Below are 12,216 nucleotides of genomic sequence, written 5' to 3' on the forward strand. Positions count from 1 at the left end.
AGTATTTTGCATGCTAATTTTATGTAAGTATTTAGATAGTATATATAATATACGATAATTATATTAAATAACAATGAATAGTATCTTTCTGAAGTTATAGAAAGTTTAAGATGATATATTTTGAGCTTTTCAAAAAAATTGTTAATTGTAAAAAGGGGGGACATTATGGCAGGAATACATAATATTAATTCGTTATATAATATAAATACAAAAAAACATTATGGAAAGTTGACTTTTGAGGTAGGACAAAAAATTTTGGCTAGAATTTTAAGAGTGAATGAAAATAATAGTGAGGTATTGCTTAAACTTTTAGATGGATGGCAATTTCCTGCGGAATTAGAAGCACCTTTAGAATTTTTACCAGATGGATTAGTGAAGTTTGAAATTGAGGGATTTAAAGATGGAAAACTAAAGATAAAACTTGTAAATAATAGTGTTGATGTGCAAGAAAGTGATATAAATATAGAAGATCTTTTAAAAAGTGAAAATATTAATGTTTCAAAAGAAGATTATGCTATTTTAGATAAAATGATAAAACACGATATACCATTGACAAAAGAAAATATAGTTAAAATGAAAACTAGTATAGATTTAAAAAATAAAGTAGAAACACAAGAGGGTCAAGATAAATTTATTTCAAAATATCTAAATAGTAAAGGTATAGATCAAAATTCAACAGAGGGACAAAATATATCAAAGGTACTAAAAGGATTTTTCAATGAGCTTGCTAAGTTAAAAGTAGATGATATATTATTTTTGCATGAAAATAACATAGAATTAACAGAGAATAATATAAAAAGTTTTGTTAGAGTATTTAAAGAAGATTCTGTTGTATATAATGAAATAAAAGAACTGAGTAATAATATAAATGATATGGATAAAACAATATCGAATGATATGTTAGATAAAGATAATATATTAAATAAAGATAATATATTAAATAAAGATAATAACTATAACACAAGTGAGAATCACCAAAACAAAAATGTTATAGATAAAGAAATTGAAAATAACAATGCTAATGTTAAATCAAATAATAAATTAGAAAATATACAAAGAGATATATTATCAAAAAATGAAATTAATGATGTAAGTAAACAAGATGAAGCACAATTAGTTAATAAAGATATATTGAACAAAGAGTCGGAGTTATCTCAAAACAAAGAGGTAAATAAAAATGATGTTAATACAAAAAAAGAAAATGAAGATTCAATAAATAGTAAAAATGAAAAAAATAGTGTAGAAAAAGAAGTTACATTAAAAAAAGATTCTATGAAAGCAATAATAGAAGGCAAAGATGTAAAATTAAAACATTCACAAGATATGGTAAAAGATCAAATGTCATTAAAAACACATGAACTAAAAGAAATAATAAAAAATTTATTAGGGGATACAAATAAAGGACAATCGCAAAATTATAATGAGGTTGTGAAGCTATTACAAAAACATATGAATGATTTTAAAGTTTTTAATTCAGTATCTAATCAGTATTATTATATGGATTTACCTGTGGATGTTGATAAATATGAGTATCAATGTAAATTGATAGTAAAAGATGATCGTAAAAAAGGGAAAAAAATTGATTCTAAGCATGTAAAAATAGCTACATCTGTAAAAACTGTAAATATGGGAGTTATAGATGCTTATATAAAAGTTAATAATAATATTATGGATATAGATATAAAATGTGCAGAAAATTGGATGAACTTGATTGAAACAAACAAGTCTAAATTAGTGGAAATGTTAGAAGATAGTAATTATAATATTTATGTAAAGGTAGATAAGAAAGAGGAAGAATTTAACTTGTCAAATTGCAGAGAATTTTTTCAAGATAATGAGTTAAGTAAAATCAATATTAGAGTGTAAAATATTTTTGAATGGAGAAATTAGCATGAATAAAAGAAAAAAAGCAGCAGCCTTAAAATATGAAATGGGATATGATGTACCTGTTGTTACTGCAGCTGGAATGGGAGAAATTGCAGATAGGATATTAGAAAAAGCCAATGAAAGTAATGTACCTGTAGTATATAATGAGGAATTGGCAAATTTATTGACAAATGTTAATGTAGGTGATGACATTCCATATGAGTTATATGATACAGTTGCTAAAGTAATAGCTTATGTAATGGACATAGATTCATCTATAAAGGAATAATCGAAATAAAAGGAGTTACTAAATATGGCGTTATATGCTTTGTCAGATTTACATTTAGCATTAAGTGGAGATAAACCAATGGATATCTTTGGAGAGAAGTGGAGTAAACATGATGAAAAAATAAGAACTAACTGGAAAGAAAAAATAAATGAAAATGATACAGTTTTGATAGCAGGAGATGTATCTTGGGCTATAAAAATGGAAGAAAGTATGAAAGAATTAGAATGGATTCATAATTTACCAGGTAGAAAAGTTTTTGTTAAAGGTAATCATGATTATTGGTGGACAGGAATAAAAAAATTAAATAATCTTTATGATGATATGGATTTTATACAAAATAATTATTTTTCTTATAAAGAATATGCAATTTGTGGAACTCGGGGTTGGATAATTCCTACAAGTGAAAATTCTTCACAACATGATAAAAAGGTATATAATAGAGAACTAATACGATTGAGACTTTCGCTAGAAAGTGCTGTAAAAGATAATTTTAAAAAGATAATTGTGATGATTCATTATCCTCCTACAAATGAAAAATTTGAGGAAACGGAAATGATTAAAATTTTTAAAGAATATAAGGTAGAAAAAGTTATATATGGACATTTACATGGTCCATCACTAAAAAGATTGTTTGAAGGCAATATAGATGGTATAAAATATATAGTTACTTCAGCAGACTATTTAAATTTTGATCCAATAAAAATTTTAGATAAATAATAAGTTGAGAACTTAAGTTCTCAACTTATTATTTATATATGCTTTTTTATATTATCGCCAAAGGATGCTAAATCTTGTACATTTTCATTTATATTGTTTATAGTAATATTTTGATTTTCTACTGATGAAACAATTTCTTGAGATAATGCTTGGGTTTCTTGTGCAGAAGCTGTCAATGATTCCATATTTGTAATTAATGAATTCTTTTTATCATAAGAAGATGTTAACGTAGATACGCTATTATTTATTTCATCTAATGTTTCGTCTATAGAAGAATGCATTTTTAAAAATGAATTCTTTGTATTACTAATAGTTTCAGTTTGTAAATTTAAAGCGTTTTGACCACTCGAAACAGCAGAAGACGTATTCAATATATCAACTTTAATTTCTTCTAATATTTTTGTTATATTTTCTACAGCCTCTTTAGAATTTTCTGCTAATTTTCGTACTTCATCAGCAACTACTGAAAATCCTTTTCCAGCTTCTCCAGCTCTTGCAGCTTCTATTGCAGCATTAAGAGCCAAAAGATTTGTTTGACTTGCTATTTGACTTATAGAGTCAGTTATAACATTTACAGATTCGATTTTTGATACTAAATCATTTACTATTGAAGAAGAACTTTTAAAAGCACTTTTAAGATCATCAGAAGATGAATCTAAAGAATTTAAATTTCCTAAACCATTATCTGCAACTGATTTTGTATCTAAGACTTTAGTATGTACATCATTAATTTGATAAGCTAAAGTTTCCATATCATTATTAAAATTCTTTAACATTCCTAAAGCCACATTTATATCTTTTGACTGTGTATCATTATGTGAAGATAGTTCTGAAATAGAACAGCTGATTTCTGAAGAACTTGATAATAGTTCATTAGAAGACGTATTTATTTTAGATACAGAATTATTAAAGTCATTATGAGACTTTTTCAAGGCTTCTTTTGATATTGTGACATTATTATCAAAATTTTCATTTGTTAAGTTGCTGCTAGTAGTATTGTTATTATTACTTTTTTTGTGAAGCCAAACATAAAATTTCCCCCTTAGTACAATATTTTATTTAAAAAATTTATGAAAAAAATTTCTTTTTTTATCATCATTAGAGTTACTTTCTTTTTGTTTGTTTTCTTTTTGTTTATTCTCTTTAATTTCTTTCATTTTAATAATATCTCTTTGATCTCTAGCCAATTCTTTTATTTTACTTCTTACTCCAGGTTTAGTTATTACTTTACTAAACCATAATAATGCTTCTTCATTATTTCCTGTTCTTCTATTTAATTCTCCTATTAAGTACATTATAGTATATCTTTCCATACCGTAAATAGGAAAAGATTCTTTATAAAATGCATCATCAAAACCCTTTAAAGCTTCTGCTAAAAAAAGTATCTCATTTTTAGTATCTTCTTTAAGTCTGTACATCCAAGCTAGTTTTAAACAATTCATAGCTTTTTTACTTGATTTTGCTTGTGTGATGTAAAAATTTAATAAAGATAATTTGTAACGTTCTATTGCTATATTAATAGTATAGACATCAGGATAAGTTCTAGAGTGCCACTTAGGGGTGATATGCTGTTTTACTAATTGTATTTTAGAACCTTTAGTTTTATAAAAATCAGATTTCATAGATGCATAACCACAGTTATTGCAAAGCCATACATCATAGAAATAAGGATTTATCAATACATATCTAATAAAAAAATCACTATCTTTAGAATCCATTTTATATGCAGAAGTTTTAACTGCTTTTACTTTAAAAGTGGTATTACATACTGGGCAAGTTACTTCTTTATCATATAATAATTTTAAGACTGGATTTTTTTCTTCCTTTTTGAGGTTTCTTTATCTGTTATATCATCATATAAATTTATGTTATTTATATTATTAAAACCAAATTTTTCTAGTCCAGAGAATATTTTGTTATCCACGTATTCACCTCAATTTGTTAAAATTTATAAAATAATTATAACACATATTTATTAATTATATAATATTTTCATATAATCCAATTGATAAATAATATTAATAGTATTATAATATCAATAATACTATTAACATTATTCATAGTTATATTATCGAATAATATATGTTTTTATGAAGGTTATTTATTATTGTTTTGTCAATTTATAAAATTTTGTTTATTTATATTATGAAATACAAATCATAGAAAAGGATGAATATGTGATATGGCTGTTATAGTATGGAATGAATTTTTAATACCTTATCATCAGGCAGTAGAAGAATTAAAAGTAAAATTAAGAAGTATAAGAAGAGAGTATCGAAAGAAAAATGAATATTCTCCTATCGAATTTGTAACAGGGAGAGTAAAGGAAATATCTAGTATACTAGAAAAAGCTAATAAATTTAATATTCCTCTAGAAAGAATAGGATATGAGATAGAAGATATATCTGGAATAAGAATAATGTGTCAATTTGTAGATGATATAGAAAAAGTTGTTGAGCTTATAAGACAAAGAAAAGACATGCAAATTATATATGAAAAAGATTATGTTACAAATGTTAAGAAAAGTGGATACAGAAGTCATCATGTAATTATAAAATATTTTGTTAACATGGCAGAAGGACAGAAAGTTATTTTAGCTGAATTGCAAATAAGGACTTTAGCTATGAATTTTTGGGCTACTATTGAACATTCGTTAAATTATAAATATAAACATGATATACCACAGAATATAAAAGAAAAACTTAAAAGTGCAGCAGATGCAGCATTTAAATTGGATGAAGAAATGTCATTAATTAAAGAAGAAATAAAGGATGCTCAAAAGCTTTTCGAAGTTAAATCTAGTATTGTTTCAGATGTAATGAATAACATATTAGCATTAACTGCTATAGGAAAAATAAATGAAGCTAATAGTTTTAGAAAACAATTAGATAAGTTAATTGAAAAAGGCGAAATATATGAATTAAATGAGCTTTTAAATTTAACAGAAAGAACAATAAATATGTATAAATAAAAAAAGCAGATGAGTTGTAATCATCTGTTTTTTTAGCATATAATTCAATTTTTGCAGTGGAAAACAATCGCTACGGAAAATGATATAATATATGCTGTTTTATCTTGCAACGATGTTAACAAGTCTTCCTTTTACAACGATGACTTTTTTCACATCTTTGCCTTCAAGTGATTTTTTAATTTTATCATCACTTAATGCAGCTTCTTTAATACCATCTTGATCTAAATTAGATGCTATATTAATTTTAGATTTTATTTTTCCATTTATTTGTACTGCTATTTCAACTTCATCTTTAATTAATGCTTTTTCATCAAATTTAGGCCAAGTTTGATCAAATATAGAATAATCCATGCCTATTAGTGACCATTCTTCTTCTGCAAAATGAGGTGCAAATGGTGCAATCAATTTAATAAAGTCTTTAATTATTTCATTTAAAAATTTATCATTAATTGTTTTCTCATTAAGGTATTTTGATAAAGCAGTATTAAGTTCCATAAGTCTAGCAATAGATGTATTAAATTGGAATTTGTCTGCATCAGTTGATATATGTTTAATAGCATAATGTGTTGCATAATTTAATTCTTTTTCAGCTTTGTCTATTGAAGTTTTAGTTTCAGAGGAATTATTAATTCTAGTTCTAGATGTTTCAAGAGTTCTTTCAATTCTTTCAATAAATTTAGAAACTGCTTTTATTCCATCGTCACTCCAAGCCCCACCTTCAGAGTAAGCAAATCCGAACATCAAGTACATTCTAAATACATCAGAACCATATTCTTCAATATATTCATCTGGTGAAATTGTATTACCCTTAGATTTACTCATTTTTTGTCCATCAGGTCCAAGAATTAATCCTTGATGTCTTAATGATTTAAATGGTTCATCGAAGTTAACATATCCCATATCTCTAAGTGCTTTTGATATAAATCTTGCATATAGAAGATGCATACATGCATGTTCAGGACCCCCAACATACATATCTACTGGAAGCATTTTATTTACTATATCAGTATCAAATGCTTTGTTTTTATTATTGTTGTCTGCATATCTTAAATAATACCATGAAGAGCATACAAAAGTATCTAGAGTATCTGCTTCACGTTTTGCTGGACCTCCACATATTGGACATGTAGTATTTATAAAGTCTTCACATTTAGCAAGTGGTGATTTACCATCTGGTGCAAATTCAACATCATAAGGAAGGTCTACAGGAAGTTGATCTTCGGGAACAGTAACAGTTCCACATTTTTCACAGTAAACTATAGGTATTGGTGCACCCCAGTATCTTTGTCTTGATACAAGCCAGTCACGAAGTCTGTAGTTTATTTTTCCAGAACCACATTTAATGCTTTCAAGTTTTTCAACTATAGCTGTTTTAGCTTCTTTTGTTTTTAATCCATCGAATTCATCACTATTAACTAATGTTCCGTATTCAGTATAAGGTAAAGTACCATCGCCGCCTTCAATTACTTTTATTATTTGTAGATTATATTTAGTTGCAAAAGCAAAGTCTCTTTCATCATGAGCAGGTACAGCCATAACAGCACCTGTACCATATGAGTTAAGAACATAATCACCAACCCAAACAGGAACTTTTTTGCCGTTTACAGGATTTATAGCATAAGCACCAGTAAATACTCCTGTTTTTTCTCTTGTTATAGATTGACGTTCTATTTCAGAGCATTTATTAGAAGTTTCTCTATACTTTTCTACTTCAGATTTGTACTCTTCAGTAACTATTTTATCTACAAGTTTGTTTTCAGGGGCTAACACAACATAAGTAACTCCAAATAATGTATCTACTCTTGTTGTAAATACATCAAAAGATAAATTAGAATTTTCAACTTTAAAATTTACTTCTGCTCCAGTTGATTTTCCAATCCAATGTTTTTGCATAGATTTAGTTTTTTCAGGCCAATCTAATTCATCAAGTTTATCTAGAAGTTCTTCAGCATAATCTGTAATTTTAAAGAACCATTGAGTTAAGTCTTTTTTTATTACTTCGCTGTCACATCTTTCGCAACATCCATCAATAACTTGTTCATTAGCTAAAACAGTATTACAACTAGGACACCAGTTTACAGGAGCTTTTTTTCTATAAGCTAACCCTTTTTCATATAATTTTAAGAAAACCCATTGAGTCCATTTGTAATAATCAGGAAGACAAGTTATAACTTCATGATCCCAGTTAAACATTGCTCCCATAGCTTTTAATTGTTTTTCCATAGTTTTAATATTTTTTTCAGTAGAATCTTTTGGGTGAATTCCTGTTTTTATTGCATAGTTTTCTGCAGGAAGTCCAAAGGCATCAAAACCCATTGGTTGAAATACATTATATCCTTGCATTCTTTTTATTCTTGCCCATGAATCAACAGGACCATAGTTAAACCAGTGACCTGCATGAAGTTTACTTCCAGAAGGATAAGAGAACATTTCTAGTGTATATAATTTAGGTTTATCACTGTTTTCATTAAAATTATAAAGGCCAGTTTCTTCCCATCTCTTTTGCCATTTTTCATCTATTTTTGTTCCGTAATTGCTCATTTTTTTACCTCCCTTATTAAAATGATATATAAAATAAAAAAATCCTTCATCTCGTTAAGAGACGAAAGATAAATTCCGCGGTACCACTCTTGTTAGGCATTAAGCCTCACTTGAAATATAACGGTTATTACCGTACCTGTTTTTAACAGGTAAGCTCCAAGGCAAGTTCATATTATAACATTACTGTTTTGCACCATCCAACAGTTCTCTTAAAATGTGTATAATATTACTACTCCTTTTCAAAGATTTATAATATATAATTTTAAATTTACTAAAATAGTACGGTTAATAAATAATTATAACTTAAAATATATACTTGTCAAGAGAAATATCTTATTTTTTACTCTGAAAGTTGAGTTAGTTATATATGCCTTTATTTTTAAATCGATTATTAAAATAAGATATAAAAATAGTTAGTACGTAGTCATAAATTAAAAATATTACCTGCATAGCTAATAATACTAAGTATTTTGAGTATTTTAAATTAAAATTTTGAATAAAAAATGATGTATACAAATAGTATACTAAAATAACACATAAATTAAAAAATATTAATTTAAGTAGTAATTCAATAGGTAATTTTCTCAATTTTTCAATGTATAGTTTAATGAAACCATATAATCCCCAAAATACAATATAGGATATTACTATAACTCGGGGACCTAATAACATTAAACTTATAATGCTAACAGAAGTATATACTAAAATGGAGTACTTTATACCTATAGTAATTATAGCTATAGGTATAATTAAAGAAGAAGCTCCTAATAAAAAAAGTTTATTAGTAATAATAATATTACTCAAATATATAAAGAGAATACTTAAAGCGGTGTATAGTCCGCCTTTAGCTAATGATGACGATTTTCTCAATTATATTCATCTCCTAACAACAAGAAATTATGTCTCCACCACAACAGCATTCGCATAATGAATCAGCACAGTAAAGTTTTATACAAACGTCACACATATCAGAGTCAGAACGATGTGTATTTCTGTAACCTTGTCTATAAGAAGTATTCGTTTGATTTAATCTATTGAAGGTTTCTCTATATTCGGGATTATTTGGTTCTAGATTATAAGCAGTACTTATGTATTGCATAGCGGAATCATACCAACCTTTTCTTAAATGTAATACTCCCATTAAAAAATTCCATTCAGCATCTCTTGTTCCTATTTGATTTAGTTTAGATTCAGCATCTCTTAAGTTATTGTTCTGTATGTCTAATCTTATGGTTTGATAAGTTATGTTGTTTGAATTGTAATTTGTATTATTAGCTGTATTATAATTGTTAGAAGAATTATTATTATGATTTTTCATAAGATAATCATAGGCTTCGTTTATTTCACGCATTCTTTCTTCTGCAAGATCTCTAAGTGGGTTATTACCATATTGATCAGGGTGATATTTTTTTGCTAGTTGTCTATAAGCCTTTTTTATTTCATCAACAGTTGCGTTTTGATTAATACCTAAAACTTCATAGGGATTTGTCATCTTTAAAGTCACTCCTTTTAAAAACTGTATCCATCTTTTCCATTAAACCGTAATTAAGTATGTTATGAAGTAATTCTTTGTTTTTATTAAGTGGTAGATTATTTAAATGCTGTGAACATTGTTGTGCACATCTAACTAAAGTAAAATCTATTCTTTTTTCTATATCTTTAGAGAATTTTTCAAAAATCATATTGTTATTATTTAATGCGGAATTTATTGGATTAAATTTATTTTTACACATATCATTTTCTAAATCGTCAAATGCATCAATTAAGTATATCCATTTTCCTAAATTATAACCTAACCAATATAAATCATCTTTAAAGGAGACTTCTTCAAAATATTCACTAATAATAAAACCTGTTAAATCTGAAAAAGGATGACAAAATTCATCAAGAGTTTTATTATGTGGATTATTTTCAATGTAATATAATTCTTTTAATTTATCTTGTATGAAAGTTTCTTTACATTTAAGATTTTCAGGAATTCTTTTAAAATATTTTTTTAATATTGAAGAAAGATATTTACTAAAAATATTTTTATCATCATTAAAGTCATCTACAAGTTTGTAATAAGATAAAATAATGTTACAAAATGCTGCATATTTAAGTGCAGAATTATCTTGTAATATTAATCTTTTTTTTACAGGATGAATTATGCAAAATTCTTTTTTGAAATTTCTTTTGTTTTCATTTAGTGAATCTATTAATATACCTAAAAAAGTCATATCATAATTTAAAGATAATCTTGGTATTTCACCAAAATTGTTTTTTATTGATTTACAAAGTCCACAATAATAAGCTTTAAATTTTTCATAATCTTTAACTTTTAATTCCATTATACAGGGTTTAACATATCCAAACATTATAATCCTTTAATAGCTCCTTTATTTTCCATTATTTCATAGATAGTTTTTGAAGTTGTATCTTGGAGTGTATATCCAAGAAGATTAACTACCTCTTTTAACTCATTTTCTTTACAAGTTTCAATTTCAATATATGGGAAATCACAAAAACTTTTGTCATTTATATCTATTTCAATTAATGTATCTTTATATTTATAACTTTCCCTATATTTTTTTATAGATTGTACTAACTGTAAACCTAAATTTTCAAAAATTTTTTTACCTTGAAGAGCATCGCTAATTTCAATTTCACATTCATCCATTATTTTATATTTTTCTTGACTCAATAATTTTTTTACAGTCATATAGTATATAGTTTTATTTCTCATATTATCTTTAACAATTCTTATTCTAGCATATCCTTTTTCATTTAGTAACTGTCTGTTAGGAAAGTCATATATATTATTTATTTGATTTTCTTCTTTTACTTTTTCAGCATTTATTAACTTCAATTTTTCTCTTATGTTATTTATATCAATATCTATTATTCTAACTTCCATTTCTTTCATACAATCACTCCTCATTAATTGTGATTATATCATAAGATATATCAATTGTGATAATATTTAATGATAATTAAAAATTAAAAATTTATGTACAAATTTATGTATAATGCACAATTAGCAAAACTTAAAGTTATTTTAAATAATGATTAAAAACGTATTTATGAGAAAACAATAGGTGGAATTGAAGTGTTATATTTACAAGTAGATTTATAAATAATTCAATTTCAATAGGGTAAAATAAATATCGAGAAATCAAATATAAAAAATGGAGGGAAATAGTATGAATACAGGAGAAAAACAATTAGATACTAAAAATCTAAAAACTTTAGAAGATCAATTAGCTTATGAAGCATTAATGAACAAAAAATGTGATCAGTATGCTCAATATTGTACAGATGCTCAATTAAAATCAGTATGTCAAGATGGAGCATGTATTCATAAGAACAACTTTACAGCTCTAAAAAATTATCTTGATTCTCATCAGTAAAATAATTAATCATAAATGAGTACATTATAACGTATTTAAAATCTGTATTTTTTAATAAAAAATAAAAATATAAACGGAGGGATTATGATGGAACATCAAAGATCTTTTTCAGAACAAGAATTGATGCAAGATTTACTTGCAACAGAAAAACAAGTTATTTCTGCATATAGTACAGGAATAACTGAATCATCTTGTCAAAATTTAAGAAATGTATTAATTGATAATTTAAATCATACTCAAGATGTTCAGTATAAAGTTTTTGATGCAATGAAACAAAAAGGATGGTATCAAACTAAAGATGCGGCTGATCAAGATGTACAAATGGCTAAAGATAAATCAAATCAAATGATGGGACAATTAAAATAATTTTACTAATTTAAAATAATATTTTGTAGTAAAAAAATCCACCTTAAGAAGTTTAAAAAGTACAAAGTTATTCTTAC

Annotated in this window: 12 protein-coding genes, 1 pseudogene and 1 other annotated feature; of the genes and pseudogenes, 6 read left to right on the forward strand and 7 right to left on the reverse strand. The window is 25.9% G+C overall.

The features are described 5' to 3' along the window. Positions 1–165: 165 nt before the first annotated feature. Genes ACFIJ5_RS02935 through ACFIJ5_RS02945 form a run of 3 tightly spaced genes read left to right on the forward strand, consistent with a single transcriptional unit; the run spans position 166 to position 2,872 of the window. Positions 166–1,866: a hypothetical protein gene (locus ACFIJ5_RS02935; RefSeq protein ID WP_379803590.1), complete on the forward strand. Its 1,701-nt coding sequence runs from the start codon at positions 166–168 to the stop codon at positions 1,864–1,866. A 25-nt stretch (positions 1,867–1,891) separates the two neighbouring features. Continuing rightward, positions 1,892–2,155, forward strand: coding sequence for an EscU/YscU/HrcU family type III secretion system export apparatus switch protein (locus tag ACFIJ5_RS02940; RefSeq protein ID WP_379803592.1), 264 nt, complete (start codon positions 1,892–1,894; stop codon positions 2,153–2,155). A 24-nt stretch (positions 2,156–2,179) separates the two neighbouring features. Beyond that, a complete protein-coding gene (locus tag ACFIJ5_RS02945) occupies positions 2,180–2,872 on the forward strand; it encodes a metallophosphoesterase (protein ID WP_379803594.1) in 693 nt (230 codons plus the stop codon). Positions 2,873–2,904: 32 nt separating this feature from the next. Here the strand turns inward: ACFIJ5_RS02945 and ACFIJ5_RS02950 are convergent, their stop codons facing one another. The 3 genes and pseudogenes from ACFIJ5_RS02950 to ACFIJ5_RS02960 all read right to left on the reverse strand — a co-directional run bounded on the left by ACFIJ5_RS02950 (position 2,905) and on the right by ACFIJ5_RS02960 (position 4,796). Next, positions 2,905–3,804: a methyl-accepting chemotaxis protein gene (locus ACFIJ5_RS02950; RefSeq protein ID WP_379803596.1), complete on the reverse strand. Its 900-nt coding sequence runs from the start codon at positions 3,802–3,804 to the stop codon at positions 2,905–2,907. Positions 3,805–3,927: 123 nt separating this feature from the next. After that, a pseudogene (locus ACFIJ5_RS02955) lies at positions 3,928–4,608 on the reverse strand (DUF2225 domain-containing protein); the annotation flags it as partial. Positions 4,609–4,673: 65 nt separating this feature from the next. After that, a complete protein-coding gene (locus ACFIJ5_RS02960) occupies positions 4,674–4,796 on the reverse strand; it encodes a hypothetical protein (protein WP_379803599.1) in 123 nt (40 codons plus the stop codon). Positions 4,797–5,054: 258 nt separating this feature from the next. On the opposite strand from ACFIJ5_RS02960, the gene ACFIJ5_RS02965 reads away from it, so the two are divergent. Next, the gene (locus ACFIJ5_RS02965) at positions 5,055–5,843 is read left to right on the forward strand and encodes a GTP pyrophosphokinase (RefSeq protein WP_379803601.1); all 789 of its coding nucleotides are present in this window, start codon (positions 5,055–5,057) and stop codon (positions 5,841–5,843) included. 99 nt (positions 5,844–5,942) lie between these two features. Here the strand turns inward: ACFIJ5_RS02965 and leuS are convergent, their stop codons facing one another. From leuS to ACFIJ5_RS02985, 4 genes are all read right to left on the reverse strand, one after another. Continuing rightward, on the reverse strand, positions 5,943–8,384 hold the full coding sequence (gene leuS, locus ACFIJ5_RS02970) for a leucine--tRNA ligase (protein ID WP_379803603.1): 2,442 nt from the start codon (positions 8,382–8,384) through the stop codon (positions 5,943–5,945). A gap of 54 nt (positions 8,385–8,438) precedes the next feature. Beyond that, positions 8,439–8,636, reverse strand: a binding site (T-box leader). Between the two features lie 631 nt (positions 8,637–9,267). After that, on the reverse strand, positions 9,268–9,876 hold the full coding sequence (locus ACFIJ5_RS02975) for a DnaJ domain-containing protein (protein ID WP_379803605.1): 609 nt from the start codon (positions 9,874–9,876) through the stop codon (positions 9,268–9,270). Then, positions 9,860–10,741: a DUF5685 family protein gene (locus tag ACFIJ5_RS02980; protein WP_379803608.1), complete on the reverse strand. Its 882-nt coding sequence runs from the start codon at positions 10,739–10,741 to the stop codon at positions 9,860–9,862. Before ACFIJ5_RS02980 ends, ACFIJ5_RS02975 begins: the two co-directional genes overlap by 17 nt. Beyond that, positions 10,741–11,289 carry a class IV adenylate cyclase gene (locus ACFIJ5_RS02985; RefSeq protein ID WP_379803611.1) on the reverse strand — a complete coding sequence of 183 codons (549 nt, stop codon included), beginning with the start codon at positions 11,287–11,289 and terminating at the stop codon, positions 10,741–10,743. Before ACFIJ5_RS02985 ends, ACFIJ5_RS02980 begins: the two co-directional genes overlap by 1 nt. A 277-nt stretch (positions 11,290–11,566) precedes the next feature. Between ACFIJ5_RS02985 and ACFIJ5_RS02990 the strand changes: the two genes are divergently transcribed. Together ACFIJ5_RS02990 and ACFIJ5_RS02995 are read left to right on the forward strand one after the other, a co-directional pair. Next, on the forward strand, positions 11,567–11,773 hold the full coding sequence (locus tag ACFIJ5_RS02990) for a hypothetical protein (protein WP_379803613.1): 207 nt from the start codon (positions 11,567–11,569) through the stop codon (positions 11,771–11,773). A gap of 87 nt (positions 11,774–11,860) precedes the next feature. Continuing rightward, positions 11,861–12,139 carry a spore coat protein gene (locus ACFIJ5_RS02995; protein ID WP_379803616.1) on the forward strand — a complete coding sequence of 93 codons (279 nt, stop codon included), beginning with the start codon at positions 11,861–11,863 and terminating at the stop codon, positions 12,137–12,139. The last annotated feature ends 77 nt before the right edge of the window (positions 12,140–12,216 follow it).

It is taken from the genome of Haloimpatiens myeolchijeotgali (assembly GCF_042688525.2).
Taxonomy (GTDB): domain Bacteria; phylum Bacillota; class Clostridia; order Clostridiales; family Clostridiaceae; genus Haloimpatiens.